Origin of the sequence: Bacteroides sp. HPS0048, assembly GCF_964240755.1 — a bacterium.
In the GTDB taxonomy this organism is placed as follows: domain Bacteria; phylum Bacteroidota; class Bacteroidia; order Bacteroidales; family Bacteroidaceae; genus Bacteroides; species Bacteroides nordii.
This window is the reverse complement of the sequence record NZ_CAXSVC010000002.1, coordinates 252,265-277,559: the sequence shown is the minus strand read 5'-3', so window position 1 is coordinate 277,559 and position 25,295 is coordinate 252,265. Positions and strand designations below refer to the sequence as shown.

The 25,295-nt window shown below is 42.5% G+C and carries 25 protein-coding genes; 10 read left to right on the top strand and 15 right to left on the bottom strand.

The genetic code is table 11. From position 1 onward, the window contains the following. Positions 1 to 116: 116 nt before the first annotated feature. Both ACESQI_RS02615 and ACESQI_RS02610 read right to left on the bottom strand, forming a co-directional pair. Positions 117 to 1,754: a C69 family dipeptidase gene (locus ACESQI_RS02615; RefSeq protein ID WP_002561365.1), complete on the bottom strand. Its 1,638-nt coding sequence runs from the start codon at positions 1,752 to 1,754 to the stop codon at positions 117 to 119. Positions 1,755 to 1,784: 30 nt separating this feature from the next. After that, the gene (locus tag ACESQI_RS02610) at positions 1,785 to 3,434 is read right to left on the bottom strand and encodes a M23 family metallopeptidase (RefSeq protein ID WP_373125396.1); all 1,650 of its coding nucleotides are present in this window, start codon (positions 3,432 to 3,434) and stop codon (positions 1,785 to 1,787) included. Positions 3,435 to 3,822: 388 nt separating this feature from the next. Between ACESQI_RS02610 and ald the strand changes: the two genes are divergently transcribed. Then, a complete protein-coding gene (gene ald, locus ACESQI_RS02605) occupies positions 3,823 to 4,911 on the top strand; it encodes an alanine dehydrogenase (protein ID WP_007486512.1) in 1,089 nt (362 codons plus the stop codon). A 107-nt stretch (positions 4,912 to 5,018) separates the two neighbouring features. On the opposite strand, the gene ACESQI_RS02600 is transcribed toward ald, so the two are convergent. From ACESQI_RS02600 to ACESQI_RS02570, 7 genes are all read right to left on the bottom strand, one after another. After that, positions 5,019 to 5,939 (bottom strand): NAD(P)H-dependent flavin oxidoreductase, encoded by a 921-nt coding sequence (locus tag ACESQI_RS02600; protein WP_373125395.1) that lies wholly within the window; start codon positions 5,937 to 5,939, stop codon positions 5,019 to 5,021. A gap of 207 nt (positions 5,940 to 6,146) precedes the next feature. Beyond that, positions 6,147 to 6,830, bottom strand: a complete 684-nt coding sequence (locus tag ACESQI_RS02595; protein WP_256142681.1) for a DUF4858 domain-containing protein — start codon at positions 6,828 to 6,830, stop codon at positions 6,147 to 6,149. Positions 6,831 to 6,966: 136 nt separating this feature from the next. Then, positions 6,967 to 7,488, bottom strand: a complete 522-nt coding sequence (locus ACESQI_RS02590; protein ID WP_007486507.1) for a DUF4943 family protein — start codon at positions 7,486 to 7,488, stop codon at positions 6,967 to 6,969. 20 nt (positions 7,489 to 7,508) lie between these two features. After that, positions 7,509 to 8,561: an outer membrane beta-barrel protein gene (locus tag ACESQI_RS02585; RefSeq protein ID WP_195660823.1), complete on the bottom strand. Its 1,053-nt coding sequence runs from the start codon at positions 8,559 to 8,561 to the stop codon at positions 7,509 to 7,511. Beyond that, positions 8,545 to 9,093, bottom strand: coding sequence for an RNA polymerase sigma factor (locus ACESQI_RS02580; protein WP_195660824.1), 549 nt, complete (start codon positions 9,091 to 9,093; stop codon positions 8,545 to 8,547). Before ACESQI_RS02580 ends, ACESQI_RS02585 begins: the two co-directional genes overlap by 17 nt. A gap of 379 nt (positions 9,094 to 9,472) precedes the next feature. Continuing rightward, entirely contained in the window at positions 9,473 to 10,321 is an 849-nt protein-coding gene (gene nadC / locus ACESQI_RS02575; protein WP_195660825.1) for a carboxylating nicotinate-nucleotide diphosphorylase, read from the bottom strand. After that, positions 10,314 to 10,706, bottom strand: coding sequence for a DUF4783 domain-containing protein (locus ACESQI_RS02570; protein WP_007486505.1), 393 nt, complete (start codon positions 10,704 to 10,706; stop codon positions 10,314 to 10,316). Before ACESQI_RS02570 ends, nadC begins: the two co-directional genes overlap by 8 nt. Before the next feature lie 127 nt (positions 10,707 to 10,833). Here ACESQI_RS02570 and rlmH point away from each other — a divergent pair, with 127 nt between their 5' ends. Next, positions 10,834 to 11,307: a 23S rRNA (pseudouridine(1915)-N(3))-methyltransferase RlmH gene (gene rlmH, locus ACESQI_RS02565; RefSeq protein ID WP_025867180.1), complete on the top strand. Its 474-nt coding sequence runs from the start codon at positions 10,834 to 10,836 to the stop codon at positions 11,305 to 11,307. Positions 11,308 to 11,932: 625 nt separating this feature from the next. Here rlmH and queF read toward each other — a convergent pair. The 4 genes from queF to ACESQI_RS02545 form a co-directional block, all read right to left on the bottom strand. Continuing rightward, on the bottom strand, positions 11,933 to 12,388 hold the full coding sequence (gene queF, locus ACESQI_RS02560; RefSeq protein ID WP_002561353.1) for a preQ(1) synthase: 456 nt from the start codon (positions 12,386 to 12,388) through the stop codon (positions 11,933 to 11,935). Between the two features lie 57 nt (positions 12,389 to 12,445). Then, a complete protein-coding gene (gene queC / locus ACESQI_RS02555) occupies positions 12,446 to 13,099 on the bottom strand; it encodes a 7-cyano-7-deazaguanine synthase QueC (RefSeq protein ID WP_182416584.1) in 654 nt (217 codons plus the stop codon). A 109-nt stretch (positions 13,100 to 13,208) separates the two neighbouring features. After that, positions 13,209 to 13,889 carry a queuosine precursor transporter gene (locus tag ACESQI_RS02550; RefSeq protein WP_002561351.1) on the bottom strand — a complete coding sequence of 227 codons (681 nt, stop codon included), beginning with the start codon at positions 13,887 to 13,889 and terminating at the stop codon, positions 13,209 to 13,211. Positions 13,890 to 14,136: 247 nt separating this feature from the next. Further along, positions 14,137 to 14,637 carry an RNA polymerase sigma factor gene (locus ACESQI_RS02545; protein ID WP_007486503.1) on the bottom strand — a complete coding sequence of 167 codons (501 nt, stop codon included), beginning with the start codon at positions 14,635 to 14,637 and terminating at the stop codon, positions 14,137 to 14,139. Between the two features lie 246 nt (positions 14,638 to 14,883). Here ACESQI_RS02545 and ACESQI_RS02540 point away from each other — a divergent pair, with 246 nt between their 5' ends. Next, positions 14,884 to 16,170 (top strand): DcaP family trimeric outer membrane transporter, encoded by a 1,287-nt coding sequence (locus tag ACESQI_RS02540; protein WP_007486501.1) that lies wholly within the window; start codon positions 14,884 to 14,886, stop codon positions 16,168 to 16,170. 110 nt (positions 16,171 to 16,280) lie between these two features. Here the strand turns inward: ACESQI_RS02540 and ACESQI_RS02535 are convergent, their stop codons facing one another. Continuing rightward, complete coding sequence (locus ACESQI_RS02535; protein WP_007486499.1) at positions 16,281 to 17,801, bottom strand: OmpP1/FadL family transporter; 1,521 nt, start codon at positions 17,799 to 17,801, stop codon at positions 16,281 to 16,283. A gap of 345 nt (positions 17,802 to 18,146) precedes the next feature. Here ACESQI_RS02535 and ACESQI_RS02530 point away from each other — a divergent pair, with 345 nt between their 5' ends. The 6 genes from ACESQI_RS02530 to ACESQI_RS02505 all read left to right on the top strand — a co-directional run bounded on the left by ACESQI_RS02530 (position 18,147) and on the right by ACESQI_RS02505 (position 22,933). Then, the gene (locus ACESQI_RS02530; protein WP_007486497.1) at positions 18,147 to 19,148 is read left to right on the top strand and encodes a 2-hydroxyacid dehydrogenase; all 1,002 of its coding nucleotides are present in this window, start codon (positions 18,147 to 18,149) and stop codon (positions 19,146 to 19,148) included. 60 nt (positions 19,149 to 19,208) lie between these two features. Next, positions 19,209 to 19,913 carry a pirin family protein gene (locus tag ACESQI_RS02525; RefSeq protein ID WP_002561345.1) on the top strand — a complete coding sequence of 235 codons (705 nt, stop codon included), beginning with the start codon at positions 19,209 to 19,211 and terminating at the stop codon, positions 19,911 to 19,913. A 13-nt stretch (positions 19,914 to 19,926) separates the two neighbouring features. Then, positions 19,927 to 20,571 carry a pyridoxamine 5'-phosphate oxidase gene (gene pdxH / locus ACESQI_RS02520; RefSeq protein ID WP_256142676.1) on the top strand — a complete coding sequence of 215 codons (645 nt, stop codon included), beginning with the start codon at positions 19,927 to 19,929 and terminating at the stop codon, positions 20,569 to 20,571. A 66-nt stretch (positions 20,572 to 20,637) separates the two neighbouring features. Next, entirely contained in the window at positions 20,638 to 21,369 is a 732-nt protein-coding gene (locus tag ACESQI_RS02515; protein WP_196039857.1) for an MBL fold metallo-hydrolase, read from the top strand. Between the two features lie 11 nt (positions 21,370 to 21,380). After that, positions 21,381 to 22,451 carry a DUF4468 domain-containing protein gene (locus tag ACESQI_RS02510; protein ID WP_195349314.1) on the top strand — a complete coding sequence of 357 codons (1,071 nt, stop codon included), beginning with the start codon at positions 21,381 to 21,383 and terminating at the stop codon, positions 22,449 to 22,451. Positions 22,452 to 22,558: 107 nt separating this feature from the next. Beyond that, positions 22,559 to 22,933, top strand: a complete 375-nt coding sequence (locus ACESQI_RS02505; RefSeq protein ID WP_373125394.1) for a VOC family protein — start codon at positions 22,559 to 22,561, stop codon at positions 22,931 to 22,933. 109 nt (positions 22,934 to 23,042) lie between these two features. Here the strand turns inward: ACESQI_RS02505 and ACESQI_RS02500 are convergent, their stop codons facing one another. Next, positions 23,043 to 23,231, bottom strand: coding sequence for a hypothetical protein (locus ACESQI_RS02500; RefSeq protein WP_002561340.1), 189 nt, complete (start codon positions 23,229 to 23,231; stop codon positions 23,043 to 23,045). Between the two features lie 362 nt (positions 23,232 to 23,593). Here ACESQI_RS02500 and ACESQI_RS02495 point away from each other — a divergent pair, with 362 nt between their 5' ends. Next, a complete protein-coding gene (locus tag ACESQI_RS02495; protein WP_005809280.1) occupies positions 23,594 to 24,763 on the top strand; it encodes a site-specific integrase in 1,170 nt (389 codons plus the stop codon). Positions 24,764 to 25,295: the final 532 nt, after the last annotated feature.

Here is a 25,295-nt window from a genome sequence, read left to right as displayed (position 1 = left end):
TTTTTAAGTTTGTTAGTTTTTGGATCAGTCTTCTCTATAGAGACAAACTCCATAAGGTATAGATGATTTGAGTTCTTCGGAAACTAACAAACTCAAAAACTTAAGAACTTAAAAACTCAAAAAACTTTATAGCGTTCACCCGTCTGTTTTACGTATTCTTCAAGGAATTCTTTCGGATAACCCGGACGGATAACACCTGCCGGCTGACCAATAGAGTTGCGCTCAAATTTACCATCTTTCATTTTACGAATCACTCCGTCAGCATATTTCACGATAATGAACTCGCCCAACCGTTTCCAGGTGTCAAAAGTGCTTTGTGCCGTCATATTGGTATAATTGGTCAAAAAAGCTTTTGCTTCATCCGGATTTTTCTGATAAAGACGGGTAGCCATACTCTCAATACCGGCCTGTGCCTCATGGAAGGTACCTTCCAATTCGTGCTGTGTAGCACGGATATCACCAATCATAAGGTCATAGCGGGGATATACCATATTGGATACCCAATTGAAAATCCAGAAAGAAGAATCCCAGGAGAAAGTAATATAATCGGCTCCACCTACGCGGGTATAACATACTGGAACTTTATCCGTACAGCAATATACCGGAGTGAAAACTGTCATATTCGCATCATCCGTACCAAACCAGAGCACTCCACCCACTGCATCGGGCATACTGGCACGCATCTGTGCCACAAATACAAAACCACTCTGTTGGGTAGAAATAGGACGCTCATTGAAATATTCCTGACCATCTACCTTGAAATTCAACGGAGAGAGACGATAAGGGGTTTTATAAGGGCCGGCACCAAAATCATTGCTAATATCGAGCGGAGTTCCCTCATAATGATCACGCATTGCATTCTGCACATCCTGCACGGAGATTTTACGATTCGGTTTTATAAACAATGGCATGGGATCATTCGTCTCACCCTGTATATAGGGAAGGAATGCCTTGCCCTGATCTGTGAACATATTGAAGTAACTCCACACACGGGCCTCACAAAAACGGCGTGCACCAAAATCAAGCGGAGCATAGGCATCGGCAAAACTAAAATCTTTATTCACACCGCTGAAGTATCCTTTCTCGCGGGCAAAAGAAATCACATCCGGCGAATAGAGACAATTCTCTTTATCATTCATATCAAACTGATGGATACGCGACTGATTGGCATGTGCCGAAATACAATCATCGGGCACGCGGACAGCTACCCATACAGCTCCACGGATTCCGGGGCCTTTACCTATCAGTTCCATGATCCATATTTCATTAGGATCGGCAATAGTGAAAGACTCTCCGCTACTATAATACCCATACTCCTGCACGAGATCTGTCATAATCTTGATAGCCTCACGCGCCGTACGCGAACGTTGCAAACCGATATAAATCAGGCTTCCATAATCGATGATACCGGTAGAATCGGCCAGTTCGGGACGTCCGCCGAAAGTTGTTTCACCGATAGTCACCTGAAACTCATTCATATTACCAATGACATTGTAGGTCTGGCGTGCCTGTTCAATCTTTCCGAGATATTTACCGGTATCCCACTCATAGACATCGAGCAAAGTTCCCTTCTTATAGGTAGCAGCCGGATAGTGGTATAATTCTCCGAAGAGCCCGTATGAATCGGCAGAATAGGAAACGATGGTTGAACCATCAGCAGAAGCATTCTTACCGACAATGAGATTGGTACAAGCGAAAGCATTCGCCACAGCCGCCACAAGAAAGGCAGCACAAAGGATCAGTTTCTTGTTCATTGTTGTTATATTACTTAATTATGTGATTATTTACCATACGAAAGTGTTACGCACCACCGTTTCATTGCCACAGTCGTCCGTGGCGACCATCTCTACTGTATGTTTACCGCCTTTCTTCACACGCTTCGGATCAAGCTTGTATACGTACTGTGAACGAATCATATTGGGCCTGCCAAATAACGCATACTTCCCGTCAATGGTTCCGCGATAAGAACGGATTCCGGTAGACTTATCTTTGATGGTATACACTATTTCTCCCGTACGTGCCCAATTTTTAGGATTGACCGGAGTAATCACAGGAGGGACTGTATCTATTGCAACCGTATAAGTGCCTAACTCACGAATGCGCGTTTTCATAAACCCGTCTTCATACTTACCGCCTGCACCATACAAACCTTTGGGAGTTACACGTGCCACATAATACTTCGTAGTATCCTCTATTGGTTTACGCCGCAAGCCAATGCGCAATTCACAACTGTTATGCAATGAAACAGGTTTATCGTGCAACTGATAGGTGAAAGCAATGGCACCACTATCGGCTTTTACCTGATAATTCAAAGCAACATCATCATAAAGCATTCCTTTGGGTACAACCAACGTTAACCCCGGTTCTTGCAGAAAATTGGTTTTATCCCAGACAAAGAAATATTTCTCACGGTGTTGTAACGGCTCTATCGGCTGTTTTTTTCCACGCACCGTAAAACGACATCGTGAAGTATTACCAAACGCATCCGTCAGCGTATACAAAAACTGATAGTCTCTTTCTTCATTAATAGTCACCAAACCGCGATTACCATTAGAGGCCTTCAGCAAACGAAGGGTATTTCCCGGATCAATAAACGACTTCATGTATTGTCCGCATGTCCAGGAATTTATCATCCGGTTCTCTTCCTGAGAAAAACGATCCACAGTGCTGCGAAACACCTCTTCCCCATCTACGGTAAGGACAACCGTATGTACTCCGTAACGATTGTGTACTCCATCCATATAGTCGTATGCTTTGATACCGGTGCCAATCACTCCCCAGGCTTCAACAGGATGTGCCACATTAGGTAAGAATGTACGATGTTCCGGACTTCCTTCCACTACCCCTTTGCCCGGTTGAGGAAACAACATAATACCCTCCACTTTCGGTGCAGTCGTATCTTTGATCTTTTTAAGGAAAAAAGGCATCGGATCTACATAATCACCCGTAGCCGTTTCAAAGACATCCAGGTGCAAGTGCGGCCCAAAAGAATAGCCTGTATTACCACTCCACGCAATCTGCTGTCCTGCTTTGACAGGGTATTCACCCGGTTCGGGAACAATCTCCACTTCATAATTCTCCTCTTTATATTGCAAATCTTCTACCCGCTTTGCAATAGCCCCTGTAAATCCGCTGAGATGACGATTGATAGTAGAATAGCCATTATCATAACAGACATCAAGTACGTAACCCGATCCATGAGTGACACGAATACGTGAAATAAACCCATCTGCCAACGCCCGAACCGGCTTCCCTATAACACCTCCGGTTTTAAAATCGAGCCCACCGTGAAAGTGATTGGCACGTATCTCTCCGAAATTACCACTCAAAGTCAGCGGAAAATCAAATGGCGGGACAAAAGATACCTGTGGCTTTTCCTGCGAAAAAGCCTGCACACTACAGGTTAGCAACAAAGCTGCAATATATAGTTTCATATAGTTCATTAAGTGGTACTTCAAATTAAATTCATACTATACCAATGTTTTACTGAAACGCAAATGATCGCAGATTAGATGGCTTGCTGCACTTAAGGGACGATATTCTTTGCGTAAATTTGCGATAATCTGCGTTTCAATGATACGATCATTTAATTAAGATACAGTACTTATCTATTTAGAATCACAAATGTACGTCATTCCGGGTAAATATTAAAACCCACCGGCAGAATTAATTCAAAAAACAGTAAGATCGACCTATTATAAACAGAAATAGTCAGAGGCTGCTTATTTTTGACAATATGCTGTTAAACATCCGGTTACGAGTAATAACATAAGGATCTTTTCTGTACATTCGCCTATATTTAATCCTTAATACAGTAACATTATGATTATCGGAGTACCAAAGGAGATCAAGAACAATGAGAATCGTGTGGGTATGACACCCTCCGGAGTTGCTGAAGTTGTGAAATGCGGGCATACTGTATATATACAGCATACAGCAGGTATCAACAGCGGCTTTCCGGACGAGGCATACACAGCCGTGGGTGCACAGATTCTGCCGACAATGGAAGAAGTTTATGCCATTGCCGAAATGATTGTGAAAGTGAAGGAGCCGATAGCTCCTGAATACAAGCTTATTAAAAAGGGACAATTGCTGTTCACTTACTTCCACTTCGCCTCCGATAAAGAGTTGACACTGGCAATGATGGAGAATGGTTCTGTATGCCTGGCGTATGAAACAGTAGAAAAGGCAGACCACTCGTTACCCCTGTTAATACCGATGAGTGAAGTTGCCGGACGAATGGCAACCCAGGAGGGGGCCCGTTTTCTGGAACGTCCGCAAGGTGGTAAAGGGATCTTGTTGGGCGGTGTACCTGGCGTAAAACCGGCCAAAGTACTGATTCTTGGTGGCGGTATCGTGGGAAGTAATGCAGCACAAATGGCAGCAGGCATGGGAGCAGACGTAACAATAGCTGATATCAACCTGGCCCGCTTACGTTATTTAAGCGAAACATTACCCAAAAACGTAAAAACACTCTATGCTTCGGAACTACGATTAAAAATGGAATTGCCGACGGTAGATCTCGTGATAGGTTCCGTACTTATTCCGGGAGATAAAGCTCCCCACATCATTACACGTGATATGCTGAAAATGATGCAACCGGGTACGGTATTAGTAGATGTAGCCATTGACCAGGGAGGATGTTTCGAGACTTCACATCCCACCACACATAGTGACCCAACCTATATAGTAGATGGTATCGTACACTACGCCGTAGCCAACATTCCGGGAGCTGTACCATATACCTCTACCTTAGCATTGACAAATGCAACACTACCGTATGTAAAAGCTCTTGCCGGAAAAGGATGGAAACAAGCCTGTAAAGACGATCCCGCATTAGCACTCGGCCTTAATATCGTAGAAGGAAAAATAGTGTATAAGGCTATAGCGGATGTTTTTGGAATTATTTAGTTGACAATTGACAGTTGACAATTGACAGTTAAAAGTCTTATTTATTAAAAAATTAAAAGTTAGGCTGCGCAATAACAACAGCTACAGCGCAGCCTAACTTTCAATTTTCAACTTTCAATTTTCAACTCTTTAGTCAGTTCCTTCATAACTTCTGCCACCGATTGTTGCTGACGAAACAAAGCAGCTACTTGTCCTATTTCCAGTTCTCCTTCTTCAAGATCACCTTCAAAAATACCTTTCTTCGCACGCCCTCTTCCCAATAGTTCACGCAGTTCATCTGCCGAAGCACCACGCGCCTCAGCTTCTTCTACTGCATCACGAAAATGATTCGTAACCAAACGGGTGGGAGCTAATTTTTTAAGTAATAATTTCGTATCACCTTCATTCAGCCGCAAACAGTATTCTTTGAAAACATCACTGGCAGAACTTTCATAAGTCAGTGCAAAACGGGTACCTATTTGTACACCTTCGGCCCCCAGCACCATAGCAGCCTGAATACCTTCGCTCGTAGCAATACCACCGGCAGCAATCAAAGGGAGAGCCGTAGCACGACGTGCTGCCGGAATAAGACAGAATGTAGTTGTCTCTTCACGCCCGTTGTGTCCGCCTGCCTCAAAACCTTCAGCAACAACAGCATCTACTCCGGCTTCTTCACACTTTACAGCAAATTTAGATGAAGACACTACATGAACGACAGTTATTCCACGTTCTTTTAACCAACCTGTCCACGTTTTAGGATTACCGGCAGAGGTGAATACGATTTTCACTCCTTCTTCGACCACAATATTCATTATCTCCTCAATTTGAGGATACATCAAAGGGATATTTACTCCAAAAGGAAAATCGGTAGCTGCCTTACATTTACGGATGTGCTGGCGAAGAACCTCCGGATGCATAGACCCGGCGCCAATAAGTCCCAATCCACCTGAATTACTTACTGCCGATGCCAGACGCCAACCGCTGCACCACACCATGCCACCCTGAATGATAGGGTAACGAATACCCAATAGAGTAGAAATTCTATTCATAAACTGAATTTGTTTTGATTTTATTTTGTATACCTAATACGTCTTTTATTAAACGCAGAATTAACGCAAATTTTCGCAAACTATAAAGCAACGCAATAATTGAATCAATTCTTTGCGAAAATTTGCGTTAATCTGTGTTTCAACTAAATTATTTGAATACTGAATACTCCTTAACTATTTACTAAACAAATCGGGCTTTCAGATAGTTCAATGAGCGATGGGCTGCAATATAGGCATCGGAATAAGCCTGGTAGTCGAATCCCCATAGGCTTTCAATACCTCTAACGTACGGCCGCGTCGTTCACGCCCTTTCACATCCCAAAAATCTTTTGTAAAGATAGACATAAAATCAAGGCCACCAATGCCCACACCCGCCATTGCACCATTTGCCTGCCCCATCAAAGGATTATATCGCAGGTTCACAGCTTCAATATCGGATGGTACCCCTCCTGTTCTTTTCGGCTTTTGAGGAACTTTTTCCATGTTAGTATAGGATCTCAGCGTCTTTATCCTATAAAAGGGATCGCCCCGCCAGGTATCCTGCCCTACTTTTATCTTTTTTTGATATACCGGATCCCAATCATAAGGTGTATTCGGCTTATAAGGATGCAGGGTAAGCATCTGTCTTTTATTCAGTGGCAACGTATTAGGCAATACAGACGGAAGCGTCGCATCCGGCAACATCCAACTCTTTTCCGTAGACATGAGAGGAGTGCCCATAACGTCAGAACCGAAGTCAATCTGTTTCACAGCCTCCGGGTTCAGTTTAATCTCTTCGTTACCTTGCAGGATTTGATTCAATTTAATAGAATCCTGTGTGGTCCATTCTTGCGAACAGACTACTGAGGCAGTCAGACTGATTAATATAAATAATATAAAGCGCTTCGTCATTCTCTAATGCATTAATCATTTTAATAAGTTAGTAGTACATCCTTCTTTGTCCATCGGGCATGTACTGTCCCGGCCACTGAAAAAATCAGCAGCAATAGATTAAAACGTTTAGCCATGTTCAGTTGTTTAGTCTACCCTACCACCAGCGGTAACCGCTACCACAGAGCGGCTCATCGTAGCAAGGATCAATGGTCCATGCCGTTCGCGGATACTGTCTGTTTTCCCACCAGCGACGGTAACGGACTGCAGCATCCAGCAGTTCTTCATCGGACAAGAAATAGATTGCTTCGTAATTTTCGGCATTCACTTCTACCATATGGCACCCCATTGAAGCCGGAAAGCCCAGACGAATACTTTCTACTGTCCATAAAATACATTCGCCCAAACGTATCTTGCCACTATTACTGTTATATACGGAAGGAAATGAGGGGATCACACTCATATCCTCGGCATAATTCAGCAATTCGGGAATGTCATTTTCGGTAAAATGAGGGACTTCAACAATCCCTTTGTCATTTTTTGTATTATAGGTTCCGGCTTTGAGTTGCTTCACAAAAAGATCAACATCCGGATTATTATAGTCCAGGGTCTCTTTACTGCATCCGGTCAGTGCGAGAACCGCAAAAACGGTGAGCAGCAGTATCCATGTCTTTTTCATAACGTTCGTTCTTTTAATGGTTAATAAGTCATGCGAATTCCGCACATAAGGTTAAAATTCGTGGGACGCTTTGTACGTATCGTTTCAAGTTTTGAATCCGTCTTGAAATGATGCGATACTCCCGGCTCTGCAAAAAGTGCTATCCGGTCATTTACTTTATAGTTAACCCCTACTCCGGCTATTACAGCCAACTGTACAGGCTCATTCTTAAAATCATTATTCGGCGCACCTGCTATACATTTTTCAACTATTCCTCCTATAGAAGCATACAAATCTAACTTCTTTGTTTCCGCCAGATGCACATTCACTTTCACCGGAACACCCAGATAATGAAGATTCTGATTCTCTGAACGAAGACTTGAATAAGTCAGCCCGGATTCTACTCCCAGATACTTGTTCAACATCTTCTCTACCGTGACACCTGCCATTACAGGCATCTTATATTTCCCGTTTTCTGCCGGAAGAGCCATACCAACAGCAGCTTTCACAGCCCAGGTACGTGGTTTCTTTACCTCTGCCAACACCGGCTTCACTGGTTGTTCTTCTGTAACAGTAGTAGCAGGCTCATTGTTTACTCCTGCCTTCCAAATATTATCTCCGGAATTCTCCGTCTCTCTTCCATACCCATGATGACTTGAGGTGGTTGATGAAAAGCTGAATGACAAAGATACAGTTACTGATATCGAATCATCCTCTTCTCCTTCGGACTGAGCCAACATAGCATACCGACCGGGAGCCGGTTTCTGCAATATCGGTTCGGTATGGGCAGGTGAGAACGATTGATTCACCCGGTCGCCATCCAGATTTCCTACACCGGAAACTGCTAATTGCGTAAATGCCTCTTCTATTTCTTCTTTCGGTGAGAAAAACCAGAAAGCTGCCGAAGACGCTGCCAACACTAATAAGACAGAGGCTGCCGCAGCTATCCGGAAGAATAGCACACGACGGCGCTGATGGCTACTAACTGCCACATCACGGCTCAACTCTTCCCAAAAGCCATCCCTTACCTTCATCTCGGCATGCCCAAGACGCGAACGGAACAGATCGGTTATTTCATCATTTTCTCTCTTCATGGTTTCTATATTCTTTAATCCTTTTTGCTAACAAATACTTGGCCCGGTGAAGTTGCGAAGTAGACGAATGCTCTTTTATATGAAGCATGCCTGCTATTTCTTTGTGCGACTTCTCCTCAAACACATAGAGGTTAAATACGGTTCGGCATCCATCGGGTAGTTCAGCCACAAACGCCATCAGTTGTTCTTCGGAGATACTGCTTCCTCTATCAGAGGATATATCGGGGATATCGGCCAGTTGTTCTTCATGAACCATCACCTGTGTGATGCGTTTTTGCCGTCGGAGATAATCAAGTGCCTGAGTTACCATCACCCTCGTGATCCATGTGGACAGTGACGCCTCTCCACGAAACGAGAAATTGGTGAATATCTTGATAAAACCGTCGTGTAACACATCATGGGCCGCATCCATATCGCCCGTATAACGGTAACATACCGCCAGCATCTGCTTAGAATAGAGGGTGTAAAGCTCCTTTCGAGCGGAATCTTTCCCTGCCCGGCAGCCCTTTATCAGTTCTATCTCGTTTTCCAATGTCAGTGCTTTTTTACGGACGCCTCTCTGCGTCGTTTGTTAGTTAGACGCAGCATTCTGAGAAATGCTGCAATGATAATATTTAAAAGAAGTTAAAGACAAAAAAACAATAGACTTTAAGTAGTACTTCAAATTTAGTTCATACTATGACAACATTTTATTGAAACGCAAATGATCGCAGATTTTCGCAGATTAAATGGCTGCGCTATACTTGAGCGATGATATGCTTTGCGTGAATCTGTAAGTTTCTGCGTTTCAATAAGAGTATCATATAATTTTGAACGATTACTTACCTATAATAAACAACCTCCTGCATACTACAATAGATTGAGCATACAGGAGGTTAAGTCTATTTTATTTTATCAGAATAAATCAGTTGTCAACAGGCCTTAAAACTCATATCAAGTCCTTTCACCGAGTGCGTCAAAGCACCCACAGAGATAAAGTCCACTCCACATTCGGCATAATCGCGCAATGTATCGAAAGTGATACCGCCGGATGATTCCGTCTCATATTTACCGGCCACCATCTCAACAGCTTTCTTTGTCATCTCAGGAGTGAAATTATCAAACATGATGCGATCTACTCCACCCAAATCAAGCACTTGTTGCAATTCGTCGAAGTTACGCACTTCAATTTCTATTTTCAGATCTTTGCCTTTCTCCTTGCAATACTCCTTTGCACGAGTGATAGCCTTATCAATGCCACCTGCAAAATCCACATGATTATCTTTCAGGAGGATCATATCAAACAGTCCTATGCGATGATTCACCCCACCGCCAATCTTCACAGCCATCTTTTCAAGAATACGCATGCCCGGTGTTGTTTTGCGGGTATCAAGCACATGGGTATTCGTACCTACCAGCTTTTGAGCGTATTTACGGGTCATAGTAGCAATACCGCTCATACGTTGCATTACGTTCAGCATCAGGCGCTCTGTTTGCAATAACGATTGTACTTTTCCTTCTACTATCATTACCACATCACCAGGTTTTACTTCAGTACCGTCATTGATAAACACTTCCACCTTCATAGTGTGGTCGAAACGATGAAATATCTCTTTAGCAACTTCAACGCCGGCTAATACACCGGTTTCTTTAATGAGGAGTTTTGATTTTCCCATTGCTGTAGCAGGGATACATGAAAGGGTGGTATGGTCACCATCACCTATATCTTCAGAAAAGGCAAGGTCAATCAACTTGTCTATAAGTTCTTTTTCCTTATTCATTGGTTTTGTCAATTCTTATTTGATGAATTAAATATTTGTTCTGTACTCTTTTGAAGAAACAATTCACCCGAAAGTTTCCATTAGCAGTTGTCAGGGTACCAATGACAAAACTCGATTCGTCACGCTTCCCCTGATGATTTACATTAAAAGTACTGACCTTATTTTCGGTAAAAAAAGTATTCATGGTACTTTCTGCTGCTTGCTTGTCAGCATTCGTCGAGCGGTTCTGAATGATGAGGTCTACCTTATCACCCAGGAATTTGTTCAGCTCCTGAGAGCTTCCTTTTTTAAATGCCAGAACTACACCCACCGGTACATCTTGTGCCAAAAGCGTAGACGCGGAAAAGAGCAATCCGGCAATCCATAAAAGTACTCGTTTTTTCATAACCACAAGCTTTTCAGATATCAGTTTTCAACTAAATCTGGTATCTAATGATACGCAAAGGTAAGCATTTATTGCAGAAAACAATAAAAAATACCTATTTTTGTGCGATAATCAGAACTGTATCAGCATGAAAACGACTTTGCTCGTCGTAGGACGAACGGTAGAACAACATTATATTACTGCTATCAACGACTATATCCAACGTACCAAACGCTTCATATCTTTCGATATGGAAGTCATTCCTGAGCTTAAAAATACCAAAAGCCTCTCGATGGAACAACAGAAAGAGAAAGAAGGAGAACTTATATGCAAAGCCTTACAACCGGGAGACGTGGTGGTGCTACTTGATGAACATGGCAAAGAAATGCGTTCTCTCGAATTTGCCGAATACATGAAACGGAAGATGAATACGGTGAACAAACGGCTGGTGTTCGTCATCGGAGGTCCTTACGGTTTCTCGCAGCGGGTATATGATGCCGCACAGGAGAAGATTTCAATGTCGAAAATGACCTTCTCTCATCAGATGATACGCCTTATCTTTGTAGAGCAGATATATCGGGCAATGACAATATTGAATGGAGGACCCTATCATCATGAATAATTGCTTCGGGGAGCCTGCCTTGGATTTCTTTTCAATTTACTATTTGACAAAGTGATATTCCTGACGCCACAGACTCCTCTTGTTTGGACCGACCTGGAACACCAGTCATAAAAATCGCCTTCATTTTCATATTCATTTTTTCAGATAACACGGATTATTGTCCATCAGGCAACATTTTCCTTCTTTCTTTCACATTTGCCATACAATATATTATCAAAACCGGCAGATATAATTCTTTTTTCTACCTGAAGACAGATCAAATATCAGTAGCAGTTAGCCTGAAAAAAGGATATTTCCGAAGAAATATTTTTTCCTCGTAGAGTCTCGGAGCGTTTCTCTACGAGACTTGGACCGTTCCTCGTAGAGAAACCGGACTTATCTTACCGGGATAAATGGGTTTACATACCGGGATATAGTACATATCTATGCAGATAGAGCAGAAATATACAACACGGACCGCATATTATTACAAACATTTATGCAATTCGTCCTCTAAAAGGAGTATTTATCTCAAAGCACATGTTATAGAATCAGCCAATAAAAGAGCAAAATGAAAATAATTCTTCGATTTCAAAAGCTTTTGGCACAATTCCTTACTTTAGAAAAGTACAGCATAACAACTCTTTTATTCGTGATTCATCAATCGGTGTTCCGCCATTTGCTCATATTTCGTTCCCGGACGGCCATAGTTAGCATACGGATAGATGGAAATACCTCCACGCGGAGTAAAGATGCCGGTCACTTCAATATATTTCGGATCCATCAGGCGGATAAGATCTTTCATAATGATATTCACACAATCTTCATGGAAAGCGCCATGGCTACGGAAACTGAAGAGATAAAGTTTCAGGCTCTTGCTTTCCACCATCTTCACATCCGGAAGATAGCTGATACGTATCTCAGCAAAATCCGGCTGTCCGGTAATGGGACAAAGGCTGGTAAACTCAGGACAGTTAAAACGCACCCAGTAATCATTTTCGGGATGCTTATTATCAAAAGCTTCCAATACTTCGGGAGCATAATCTTGTTTGTACTCTGTTTTTCTCCCCAAAAGGGAGAGTTGATCTTTTAATTCAGTCATAAAATGAAAAGTTGTGCTTCCCGCACGAGGAAGTACGGCAAGCGATGATTATATATGTTACTCTCTGGTGAGATACTCTTCCAATCCCTGCCGACGCAATTTACATGCCGGACAATGCCCACAGCCATCACCCTGTATACCGTTATAGCAAGTCAATGTATCATTACGGATGATGTCAAGCACCCCTAATTCGTCAGCTAATGCCCAGGTCTGTGCTTTATCAATCCACATCAGCGGAGTATGCAAAACGAACTGCTCATCCATTGCCAGATTCAATGTTACATTGAGAGACTTAATAAAAGCATCCCGGCAATCGGGATAGCCACTGAAATCGGTTTGCGACACACCGGTCACAATATGGTTGATACCTCTTTCACGCGCATATACGGCGGCAATACTAAGAAAAAACAAGTTACGCCCCGGTACAAACGTATTCGGAAAACTATCGGCAGGCTTATCCTGATCCATCTCCATCGTTGTATCCGTCAATGAATTGTGCCCCAATTGTCCTATAAAGGAAACATCCATTGCTTCAAATTCCACACCGGCATTACGGGCTATCTCACGTGCCAGTTCTACCTCTTTCTTATGTTTCTGCCCATAAAGAAAACTCAGGGCAACCACTTTCTTAAATTCACGCTTTGCCCAAAACAGGCAGGTCGTTGAATCTTGCCCACCGCTGAACACGACTAAGGCAGTATTTTTATTAATCATAAATTATGACTTTTGAGTAGTGATAAGCGATTAGTGATAAGTGATTAGTAAGCTGCGCTATGATCCGCATGGCACTAATCACTTATCACTACTCACTTATCACTTATTAAACGTCTTTTATTTTAAGTACATTATAGGAAATATCTTTATCGTAGACATCGCTGCCGTCTATCTTCTTGATAGCATTTACAACCCGAATTGTCACAGGAAGTATAATAACCTCGTACATAGATTTCAGCACAATTTGGATTCCCATCATCACCAACAGTTCCGGCCAAGCAATAATACCACCAAAAGCAACAGGAAAGAAGATAAAAGAGTCCGCCGTTTCTCCGACAACCGTAGAAATAATAGCACGCGCGGAGAAGTTCTTTCCACCGCTGGCAACTTTCATCTTACTCATCACATAAGCATTAAGGAATGAACCCACCAGAAATGCCATCAAACTGGCAAAAACAATACGTGGTGCCATACCAAACACAAAATCAAAATGCTCTTCCCCCTCCCAAAAAGGAGCAGCAGGAATAGCTACGGCAATCAAGCCCAATGCTACAACAAAGAAGTTCATGGCGAAACCACTCCAGATAATGAGACGGGCTTTTTTGAATCCCCATACTTCGGCAATACAGTCGTTGATTATATAGGAAATAGGAAATACAAGCAATCCGGCAGTAACGGTAATACTACCTACCTGAATCACTTTGGTTTCAAGAAGATTGGCTGCAATAAGGCATACATTAAACAATATGCCAAGCAACATGAAGGGAATGGATACTTTTTCTTTCATACTCCTGTTTTTTACGTGGTGTTCTAGAATACACGACCGCTATTCACGGCATCATACGTTTTTTAATTCGGGCAGCAAAGATACGGCATCTTTTGGAAATAGGCAAGAAAAATAGTGATTAGTGAGGAGTGATAAGTGATTAGTGGGCTGCGCCATGAATCCACATGGCACTAATCACTCCTCACTTATCACTAACCGTTTATCACTCCCTGTTAATCACTTATCACTAATCACTCATCACTGCTCACTATTTACCAAATTCTTTCAATTCCCTCTGCAACCTTTTACGCACAAAGAATAAACGACTTTTTATCGTACCAATCGGAAGCCCCATTTTCTCTGCGATCTCATTGTATTTGAATCCGGCAACGTACATGAGAAAAGGTTTTCGCATAGATTCCGGTACCGCATTAATCACTTTATGAAGTTCCTTCAGATCATAAGCATATTCAAAACGTTCTCCATCTTCTACCTCCAACAAATTCTGACGGCCAATGCTATAACTATCATCCATCATAGACATTTCACGCGTAACCCGACGATAATTATTAATAAAAAGATTACGCATGATTGTGTACATCCAACCCTTAAAGTTTTGCGCATGAACAAACTTCTCCTTATTATCCAGAGCTTTCAACATACAATCCTGCACCAAATCATTAGCCGAATCCTGATCGGCAGTCAGCTTGAGAGCAAAGTGACGCAACTCTGATTCCATCCCTACTATTTTACTTGTCAGTTTATCCATTGTGGTTTTATTATTCAAATGATTACTGAATGCAAAGATGAAGTTTCTAAAAGGATTTACCTATGGCAATACTTCCGCAATATTTGTCTATTTTTCCCAAAGATAATGCAAACCGAGGGCAGAATAAAATGAACGAGTTCATTTTTTATGCCGGGGTGCAGCTTATCTTCGCTTTTTTGGCAAAGCTGTCTCAACCTTTTCAAATTTTAGTTGTTCTTTGCACATTCACCTAAAACTTAACTTATAATGGAAACAACATTTAGAACAGTAGCGCTGCTACTTGGAATGGGACTACTCCCACTCTGCGCAAATGCCCAGAAAAAAGTAATCATTGAAGATAAAGAGCCAAACTCTATCATGTTTGTCTCAAGGGATAAAGCCGGAGATGAGATTATCCGAATCATGGAGGAGACACAACTTAAACGCTTTCACGAACCCAAAGCTCCCCGCTTCTTGCTGACAGATCAAAAAGGAAAGTTTGCCCTCGGTATTGGAGGATACGTACGCGCTACGGCAGAATATGACTTCGGAGGTATCGTTAAAGATGTAGATTTCTATCCGGCACTTATACCCAACAGAGGAACGGATTATGCAAGAAATCAGTTTCAGATGGATGCTACCACTTCTACCCTATTCTTAAAACTGGTAGGACATACCAAGAATCTGGGAGACTTTGTTGTCTATACTGCAGGAAACTTCCGGGGAAATGGAAAAACATTTGAGCTCCAGAATGCATACGCTTCATTCTTAGGCTTCACATTAGGATACAGCTATGGTTCATTTATGGACTTAGCAGCACTTCCCCCTACCATAGACTTTGCCGGGCCTAACGGTTCTGCATTCTATCGTACCACCCAGTTAAGTTATATGTACAGCGGATTGAAGAACTGGAAATTCGGTATTGCTGCCGAGATGCCTTCGGTAGACGGAACAACCACCGACAAACTGTCTATCAGCACACAACGTATGCCGGACTTTGCAGCTTCTGCTCAATACAACTGGAATAAGAACAGCCACATCCGCCTGGCAGCTATTCTTCGCAGTATGACTTATTCAAGTGATGTTTATCAGAAAGCCTATTCCACCACCGGATTCGGATTGCAGGCATCCACCACATTTGCTGTTACTCCGAAATGGCAACTATTCGGGCAGTTTAATTATGGAAAGGGAATCGGGCAGTTCCTCAACGATCTTAGCAATCTGAATGTAGACCTTGTTCCAAATCCGGAGAAAGAGGGCAAAATGCAAGCACTTCCTATGCTCGGATGGTATGCAGGAGTACAATATAATTTATGCAAGAATATGTTTGTATCAGGAACTTATAGTTTGTCAAGACTTTACTCCGAACATGGATATCCAAGTGAAAATCCGGAAGCATATCGTAAAGGACAGTATCTGGTAGCTAATTTATTCTGGAATGTAACCAGCAACCTACAGGTAGGTGCCGAGTATCTGCGAGGATGGCGCACGGATTTTAATGATGATACCCGCAATGCGAACCGTATGAATCTGTTGGTACAGTATTCTTTCTAAAAAAGAAAATATTTCATCTCTATAAAAACGAAAAAGGAGATTTCACCGCCTTCTCAATAGAAGTAGCAGAGAAATCTCCTTTTATATATAAGAGAATTAGTTCGTGTTATTTAGAACTTATAGTCAAGACCGATACCGAATACTTTATTGGTACGTGAGAAAACATCTGTTCCCGGAATGGCTTGTCCTGCCAAAGCAGAAATCCCGTTGTAGTCACTCCAATTCTTTGTATAATCTTCATAATCAGTCCAGAAGTAAGCTATATTCAACTTCAGGTTTTTAGCGATATTGAAACCGGCACCAAAACCAAAAGAGTAAGAACTTACAGCAAAGCTCATATCACTTTGATAACTATCTTCCACACCATATTTTGTGCGTTGCATACCGGCACTGATTTGTGCCCATTTGCATACATCCCATTCGATACCAGCCAGATATTCATTAGTACCTTTATCTATGAAATGCTGTTTCCCGGTTCTTTCTCCAGTAATTAGATTAGTAGCATCGGCCATCTTAGCATGAGTATCGAAGAAATGATGATAACCTACAGAAGCACGAAGCACAGGAAGAATTTCATAAGACACACCAACAGTTAATAAACTTGGAATATCATGTGGAGTGTTTACACCCGGAGCAAATAACTTAGTATCATCCACACGTGTTTTATTCTCTACATTCAGTTTGGTATTAAACTCATATTTCACACCAACATTCCATTTGTTCATCTTAAAGTCAGCACCAATAATAGGTGTTACTCCCCAACCGGTCTGGTCGCAATCCAAATATTTATCTTGAGTATTTGTCGCATACTTATTAGCCATTGCAGCAGCTGCTGCATACTTTTTTGCCGCTTCAGGTTGTCCGGCAACTTCCGCTGCTGCCGCCAGTTTATTAAACTGGTCTGCATAGGCAGTAAACGTCTGGTTCAAATTCACCATTTTATCGCCTATATTAGCCTGAATGTCACGAATATGTCCTTCATACCCATTACTTACATAATTCATACGTAGTCCACCAAAAACAGACAGATAATCTGTTATTTTATAGGTGGCTCCCAATTGAAGACCAAAAATCATCTGCTTTCCACGCATATAACTATCTACAGAATACTTATTCGTATTTGCAAACGGATTTTCAGGAAGCAATCCTCCACTTACTAAGCTCGCTCCAGCTGCTTTCATCGCCATTGGAATGACAGATACCTGAGACTCAAAAGAGCCAAGCCCTTCATTAAAGGTAGCCTTACCACCACCTCCTGTCACGGCAAAACTTCCTGAGAATGCCCAGTCACCTTTTTTATATACAGCAAAAAAACTGGGGACAAACGGAGCAGAAGCTTCGCCCTTATATTCTTTAGTAGCATTTCCACCGAACCCGGCAAATGGAGCAAACGTGGAAGTTATTGTTCTCGTCTGAAACGCACTCTGACCATTAAAAGAGAGATGAAATCCATCTTCCATAAAAGCCAGACCGGCAGGATTGGAATATACAGCATCAATATCCGTTGAAGCATCACGAGCCAACATTCTTAAAAATAAAACATGCTGATTAGTATTTGTCAGGAGACCTCCCGCAAAAGTTGGAATTGAAACGATCAGCAACACAATGCTAATCAAAGATAATTTTCTCATTTAAATCTTTTTTAAGTTATTTCGGGCGCAAAGGTACAATAATATTGCACACAAGAAGCATCTTTGTGCATTTAATTTCACTAATAAGAAGTATTTGATGAAAAAACGAAATAGTTTCGTTTGTAACAAACGCATCAAAACCCAATTAACAATATTAACATACGGACAAACTATCCATCTTTAGTGACGCAAAGTATAGTACTTTTGAAGTATAAACTATGCATTTTCACAGTGACTTAAATAGGTATTTAACACACTGTTAAAATAGAACTTTTAAAAGCAAGACAACAGATACGAACTTATTGAGGTTTTCCAGTGTTATTATGGATAATAAACATAGAAATTATGGCATATACAATCGCATTTTTTGGTACCAAGCCCTATGATGAAACTTCATTCAACGAAAAAAATAAAGAGTTCGGATATGAAATACGTTATTTCAAAGGACATCTGAACAAGAACAATGTGTTATTAACCCAAGGTGTGGATGCCGTCTGTATCTTCGTTAATGATACAGCTGATGCAGAAGTCATCTGCACGCTGGCAGCCAATGGCGTAAAACTCCTGGCGCTAAGATGTGCCGGATATAACAATGTGGACCTCGATGCTGCGGCCGACAACGGAATAACCGTATTACGTGTTCCTGCCTACTCTCCCTATGCTGTAGCAGAATATACCGTAGCACTCATGTTATCACTCAACCGTAAAATACCACGTGCTTCCTGGCGTACCCGCGACGGAAACTTCTCCCTGCACGGACTTATGGGTTTTGACATGCATGGAAAAACTGCCGGCATCATCGGCACGGGAAAAATAGCTAAAATACTGATTCATATCCTACGCGGATTCGGAATGAATATATTGGCATATGATCTCTATCCGGATTATAACTTCGCCCGTGAAAACCAAGTAGTATATACTTCATTGGACGAACTGTATCATAGCTCGGATATTATTTCACTACATTGTCCGCTTACCGAACAAACCAAATATCTGATCAACGATTACTCTATCAGCAAGATGAAGGACGGAGTAATGATTATCAATACCGGACGTGGACAACTCATCCACACCAATGCGCTTATAGAAGGTTTAAAAAATAAGAAGGTAGGTTCTGCCGGATTGGATGTTTATGAAGAAGAAGGTGAATATTTCTACGAAGATAAATCCGACCGTATCATCGACGACGATGTACTGGCGCGCTTACTATCATTCAATAATGTAATCGTTACCTCTCATCAGGCTTTTTTCACCAAAGAAGCATTAGGAAATATTGCAACGACCACTTTACAAAATATCCGTGATTTTATAAATCATAAACCCTTGCTAAATGAAGTGAAGAAATAGAACCTTTCGTTATCCGCAACTGTTAATTGTATATATAAACTTATAAACCAAGGAGAAATAATGAAAAAGGTAATACATAAAGCGGATACTCGCGGACGTTCACGCTACGATTGGCTGGATAGTCACCATACATTTAGTTTTGATGAATACTTTGACTCGGAACGTATCAATTTTGGTGCATTACGGGTATTGAATGATGATCGTGTTGCTCCCGGAGAAGGCTTCCAGACACATCCTCACAAGAATATGGAGATTGTATCTATCCCCCTGAAAGGAAAACTGGAGCACGGAGACAGTAAGAAGAACAACCGGGTGATTACTGTGGGCGATATACAAGTAATGAGTGCCGGTACGGGTATCTTCCATAGCGAAATGAATGGTAGCAAAACGGAACCTGTGGAATTCCTGCAGATCTGGATCATGCCACGCGAACGGAATACACATCCTGCTTACAATGATTACAGTATCCGCGAACAGGAACGAAAAAATGAACTGTCACTGATTGTATCACCCGATGGTAGTACTCCCGCCTCACTACTACAGGATACATGGTTCTCTATCGGTAAAGTGGAAGCCGGTAAAAAGTTAGGTTACCATCTGCATCAGACCCACGGAGGAGTTTACATTTTCCTTATTGAAGGAGAGATAGTAGTGGATGGTACAGTGATGCAACGCCGGGATGGCATGGGCATCTATGATACCAACAGTTTTGAGCTTGAGACTCTGAAAGACTCGCATATTCTGTTAATAGAAGTTCCAATGTAATAGCATCAAAATCATGGAAATAAATCTCGCCGGCATCCGGCAAGAATACACCAAAGGCGGATTGAAGGAAAGTGAACTTCCCGACAATCCGCTTTTGCTGTTTAACCGCTGGCTCCAGGAAGCCATTGATGCCAAAGTAAACGAACCTACTGCAGTGGTCGTAGGCACTGTGTCGCCCGAAGGACAACCATCGACACGAACCGTTTTATTGAAAGACCTTCATAATGGCAAGTTCATATTCTACACGAATTATGAAAGCCGTAAAGGCAGGCATCTGGCAAATAATCCGCATGTATCTTTGTCATTCATCTGGCATCAACTGGAAAGGCAGGTACATATAGAAGGCATTGCAGCCAAAGTTCCGGCTCATGAATCGGATGAATATTTTAAAAACCGTCCATATAAAAGCCGTATCGGAGCCCGTATCTCTCCACAAAGCCAGCCCATCAAAAGCCGGATGCAGTTAATACGAAACTTCGTGAAAGAAGCAGCGCAATGGATAGGGAAAGAAGTGGAACGCCCGCAGCAATGGGGAGGATATGCCGTCACTCCTACCCGGATAGAATTCTGGCAAGGCAGACCCAACAGGCTACATGACCGCTTTCTGTATACGCAACAGAAAGACGGAACCTGGAAAGTAACACGGCTGGCTCCTTGATTTTCCTACTTTTTCTTGTTTGTAATGAGAAGAATACGTAATATTGCATTCCTAAACCATTAACCCATGAAACTGGATTATATCTACCACAGTGGTTTTGCCATCGAAGCCGAAGGTGTAACCCTTATTATTGATTATTATAAAGATTCGTCAGAAACAGAACGAAACCGGGGAGTCGTACATGACTATCTATTGCAGAAACCCGGTAAATTATATGTTCTTTCTACCCATTTCCATCCCGATCATTTTAATCGCGAGATACTGACGTGGAAAGAACAACGTCCGGACATCATCTATATTTTCTCAAAAGATATCCTGAAACATCGTCGTGCCAAGCAGGAAGACGCTATTTATATTAATAAAGGAGAAAGCTATGAGGATGATGCTTTGAGAATTGACGCATTCGGTTCGACAGACGTGGGAATTTCTTTCCTCATTCACCTGCAAGGTATGCATATATTCCATGCCGGCGATCTCAACAATTGGCATTGGAGTGAAGAATCTACCGAAGAGGAAATACGTAAAGCGAATGGCGACTTTCTGGCAGAAGTGAAATATCTGAAGCAACAAACTCCTGCCATTGACCTCGTCTTATTTCCGGTAGACCGGCGGATGGGAAAAGATTACATGAAAGGAGCCAAACAATTCATTGAACAAATAAAAACTACTATATTTGTACCCATGCACTTCAGTGAAGATTATGAGGGAGGAAATGCTTTCCGAAGCATAGCAGAGGCCAATGGATGCCATTTTATCAGTATCACTCACCGAGGAGAAACTTTTGATATTACTAAATAAAACATAGAATTATGAACAGATTAACACACTTTTTTCTTGTATTATTTCTTCTCTGCCTGCCGGTAAGTATCATGGCACAGAAAGATAAAGATGACAATGACGACAGCAGATACCTTGTTGGTGCGGTTCCCGAAGTAGATGGGAAAGTTGTATTTTCCAAAGAATTCAGCATACCAGGTATGTCACAGGATCAGATATTCGACAGAATGATGAAATGGATGGAAAACAGGCTGAAAGAGAATAAAAACCAGGGAAGCCGTATTGCGTACTGGGACAAAGAAAAAGGAATGATAGCGGGAATTGGCGAGGAGTGGATCGTATTCAGATCGAGTGCCTTGTCATTGGACCGCACACTGACAAACTATCAGATTACTGTAACCTGCAAACCCGGTCAGTGCCTGATGGAAATAGAAAAGATACGTTTCAGTTATCGTGAAACCGAAAGATATACCGCCGAAGAGTGGATTACCGATAAATATGCACTCAACAAATCAAAGACCAAATTGATACGCGGTCTGGCCAAATGGCGTAAAAAGACAATAGACTTTGCAGATGAGCTATTCGCCAGTGCAGCCCAGGCATTGGGAGCAGCAGAACCAACAGAACCAGAAGCACAAACTGCAAAAAAGCCAGTAACAGCTCCCGGACCAATCGTTATCACCCCGGCAACCCCTGTCACCGTTACTACCCCATCTGCAAGTACTACTCCATCTGCGTCAGGCAACATACCCGGCTATACGGAAGTAGCACCTTCCCAAGTACCGGCCAGTGCTATTCAGATGGGTGCAGGCAAACTTGTAATTGCCATCGGTAAAGATGCATTCAACATGACAATGATGACTGCCAATGCAGGTGGTTCATTAGGAAAAATGGACGGTAAACCTGTTGTTTTCACCATATTCTCTCCCGATCAGTCCAACGAGCAAATAGAGAAAGCAGAAACCTACTCTGTAAGATTCTATCCTTCCAACCAGACAGAGCCTTCGGTAATTCTTGAATGCAAGAAACTCCCGTCACAAGCTCCACTGGAAGGGCAACCACGTACATATGTAGGAGAAATTGTAAAAGCCTGGATTAAATAATTATTCAATATGCTAATATGCCAATGTGCCGATTGGCTGCGCTATAATAAATATACCGCATAACAATCGGCACACTGGCATATTGACAAATTATCACATTATTAAATATGGAAATAAAAAGCAGATTTGATCACTTCAACATCAATGTAACCAATTTAGAGCGCAGTATCGCATTTTATGAAAAAGCGCTCGGCCTGAAAGAGCATCACCGTAAGGAGGCTAAAGACAGTTCATTCATATTGGTTTATCTCACTGATAATACGACCGGATTCCTACTGGAACTTACCTGGTTGAAAGAACATACAGAGGCTTATGAATTAGGAGAAAACGAAAGCCATCTTTGCTTTCGCGTAGCAGGCGATTATGATGCCATCCGTCAGTATCACAAAGAGATGAACTGCGTATGCTTTGAAAATACAGCTATGGGATTGTATTTCATCAATGATCCGGACGATTACTGGATTGAAATATTACCACAGTGAACAGTTGACAGTTGACAATGGACAATTGACAGTGAACAGTTAATAGTTACAATGTGGCATGATGCGCAGCTAACTGTCCACTGTCAATTGTCCACTGTCAACTAAATAACTATTTCTTATGTCTTCCCGCCCTTTTCCTTCTTATTTCCGCCTTCATTTTTGCAGCGCCAGAGCCATGGGTTCCTTTAATATAAGTTGTTTTCTTAGCTTTCGTCTTCACCTTATCTTCCTCTTTTTTAGGACCGTCTTTCTTTCCTTTGAAAACGATACCACCCATCATTGCATCTTCTAAGCTCATAATCTTACTTCTTTAATTCATATTTTCTAGCGACAAAGATACTACAAAAAAGTGGAATACAGAAGAATGAAGTAATAGAATTGATTTACAGAGGTTTCATTTAAGCAGCCGATTATCTCCAACGCCACCACAATCCTTGCCGAAGCCAAGTCAAGACGTCGCAACGTTACTTGTTCGTAACCACACCATATAGGTGACGAAATTGGCACGAATGGCAAAACAAGGCGTTGTGATATAGTGAGTTACTAACAACTCACGCGACAAATCCAGTTACGGAAAAAGATTGCGTCGTTCCTCCGTGTTTTGCGTACCGACGAAGGATTCTTCACCGACTAATTTTGAACCTAAAAAAATTAAGGACGATGAAGAGTACATTTTCAGTTATCTACTACCTCAAACGTCAGGTAGTGAAAAAGGACGGGACAGTACCCGTCATGGGACGTATCACGGTGGACGGCAGCCAAACACAGTTCAGCTGCAAACTGACCGTCGATCCTAAGCTGTGGGACACCAAAGGAGGACGTGTCACGGGCAGAAGCACGGCTGCACTCGAAACGAACCGTATGCTCGACAAGATGCGCGTACGCATCAACAAGCACTATCAGGAAATCATGGAGCGTGACAACTTCGTCACTGCGGAAAAGGTGAAAAACGCCTTTCTTGGACTGGAACACCGCTACCACACGCTATTGCAGGTGTTCCGGCAACACAACGAGGACTATGCCAAGCAGGTGGAGGCAGGCATGAAAGCCAAAGGCACGTTTGACAAATACAAGATCGTTTACAAGCACCTGCAAGAGTTCCTCACCATCCGCTACCACGTGAAGGACATCGCCCTGAAAGAGCTTACCCCCGCTTTCATTTCCGATTTTGAAATGTTCCTGCGCACGGACAAACACTGCTGCACCAACACCGTGTGGCTGTATGTCTGCCCGCTTCGGACGATGGTGTTCATCGCCATCAACAATGAGTGGCTCACGCGCGACCCGTTCCGCGAGTATGAAATCAAGAAGGAGGAAACGACCCGCAGCTTTCTGACGAAAGATGAAATCCGCCTGCTGATGGAAGGTAAGCTGAAGAATGCGAAGCAAGAACTGTATCGTGATTTATACCTGTTCTGCGCCTTCACGGGCTTGTCGTTCGCCGATATGCGCAACCTGACGGAAGAGAATATCCGCACCTACTTTGACGAACACGAGTGGATAAACATCAACCGCCAGAAGACGGGTGTGGTGTCCAACATCCGTATGCTCGACATAGCGAAGCGCATCATCGACAAATACCGTGGGCTGTGTGGGGACGGCAGGATATTCCCCGTACCCCACTATAACACGTGCCTTGCCGGAATCCGTGCCGTCGCCAAGCGTTGCGGTATCACCAAGCATATTACATGGCATCAAAGCCGCCACACGGCCGCCACGACGGTGTTCCTCTCCAACGGCGTACCCATCGAAACGGTCAGTTCCATGCTGGGACACAAAAGCATAAAGACAACGCAGATATACGCGAGTGCGCCCAGAATGGTCGCTTGATAAATACTTCTTTAGCAGGAAGTTAGGATTGGGTTCAATATAATCCTATCGTCAATCAGCTTATCCGAATGGGAAACCTAACGGGGAGTGTAGCATGCTGATTAAAGCCCTAAGTCTACTAATAGCCGAGTAGCTACTGAAGGGCAAGACGAAACGACATATATGAGGATGAAGCCTTGATTGGTTGAACGATAGTTCGGTGGTACCACATCTTGCAATAGCGGAAGGCTTTTATATACGCTATTTCATAGTACTCTGCCTATTGTGTGCGTTAGTGCAGAGCATTGAGAACCTACTATGACACAGCCGCGATAAGCGGACAAGAACGAAAGTCGCATCCGACAATATGTCACGCTAATAGTTATCAAGTGAAACTAACTGGGGATTGCCTAAGTCAGAACGCCTCAAAGGCTATGAGAGTTGGTCTCTGAATATCTGATATGGCAACGGAGTTCCCGTAGTAGTCCGAGCAAGTTAACGGCTTGTACATGGCGAAGGGGAACAGTCCATAACTTTAGTACAAACAACGGAA

Coding starts and splice junctions, on each gene's coding strand:
- ACESQI_RS02615 (WP_002561365.1), bottom strand. CDS start 1,754: ATGAACAAGAAACTGATCCTTTGTGCTGCCTTTCTTGTGGCGGCTGTG.
- ACESQI_RS02610 (WP_373125396.1), bottom strand. CDS start 3,434: ATGAAACTATATATTGCAGCTTTGTTGCTAACCTGTAGTGTGCAGGCT.
- ald (WP_007486512.1), top strand. CDS start 3,823: ATGATTATCGGAGTACCAAAGGAGATCAAGAACAATGAGAATCGTGTG.
- ACESQI_RS02600 (WP_373125395.1), bottom strand. CDS start 5,939: ATGAATAGAATTTCTACTCTATTGGGTATTCGTTACCCTATCATTCAG.
- ACESQI_RS02595 (WP_256142681.1), bottom strand. CDS start 6,830: ATGACGAAGCGCTTTATATTATTTATATTAATCAGTCTGACTGCCTCA.
- ACESQI_RS02590 (WP_007486507.1), bottom strand. CDS start 7,488: ATGAAAAAGACATGGATACTGCTGCTCACCGTTTTTGCGGTTCTCGCA.
- ACESQI_RS02585 (WP_195660823.1), bottom strand. CDS start 8,561: ATGAAGAGAGAAAATGATGAAATAACCGATCTGTTCCGTTCGCGTCTT.
- nadC (WP_195660825.1), bottom strand. CDS start 10,321: ATGAATAAGGAAAAAGAACTTATAGACAAGTTGATTGACCTTGCCTTT.
- ACESQI_RS02570 (WP_007486505.1), bottom strand. CDS start 10,706: ATGAAAAAACGAGTACTTTTATGGATTGCCGGATTGCTCTTTTCCGCG.
- rlmH (WP_025867180.1), top strand. CDS start 10,834: ATGAAAACGACTTTGCTCGTCGTAGGACGAACGGTAGAACAACATTAT.
- queF (WP_002561353.1), bottom strand. CDS start 12,388: ATGACTGAATTAAAAGATCAACTCTCCCTTTTGGGGAGAAAAACAGAG.
- ACESQI_RS02550 (WP_002561351.1), bottom strand. CDS start 13,889: ATGAAAGAAAAAGTATCCATTCCCTTCATGTTGCTTGGCATATTGTTT.
- ACESQI_RS02545 (WP_007486503.1), bottom strand. CDS start 14,637: ATGGATAAACTGACAAGTAAAATAGTAGGGATGGAATCAGAGTTGCGT.
- ACESQI_RS02540 (WP_007486501.1), top strand. CDS start 14,884: ATGGAAACAACATTTAGAACAGTAGCGCTGCTACTTGGAATGGGACTA.
- ACESQI_RS02535 (WP_007486499.1), bottom strand. CDS start 17,801: ATGAGAAAATTATCTTTGATTAGCATTGTGTTGCTGATCGTTTCAATT.
- ACESQI_RS02530 (WP_007486497.1), top strand. CDS start 18,147: ATGGCATATACAATCGCATTTTTTGGTACCAAGCCCTATGATGAAACT.
- ACESQI_RS02525 (WP_002561345.1), top strand. CDS start 19,209: ATGAAAAAGGTAATACATAAAGCGGATACTCGCGGACGTTCACGCTAC.
- pdxH (WP_256142676.1), top strand. CDS start 19,927: ATGGAAATAAATCTCGCCGGCATCCGGCAAGAATACACCAAAGGCGGA.
- ACESQI_RS02515 (WP_196039857.1), top strand. CDS start 20,638: ATGAAACTGGATTATATCTACCACAGTGGTTTTGCCATCGAAGCCGAA.
- ACESQI_RS02510 (WP_195349314.1), top strand. CDS start 21,381: ATGAACAGATTAACACACTTTTTTCTTGTATTATTTCTTCTCTGCCTG.
- ACESQI_RS02505 (WP_373125394.1), top strand. CDS start 22,559: ATGGAAATAAAAAGCAGATTTGATCACTTCAACATCAATGTAACCAAT.
- ACESQI_RS02500 (WP_002561340.1), bottom strand. CDS start 23,231: ATGAGCTTAGAAGATGCAATGATGGGTGGTATCGTTTTCAAAGGAAAG.
- ACESQI_RS02495 (WP_005809280.1), top strand. CDS start 23,594: ATGAAGAGTACATTTTCAGTTATCTACTACCTCAAACGTCAGGTAGTG.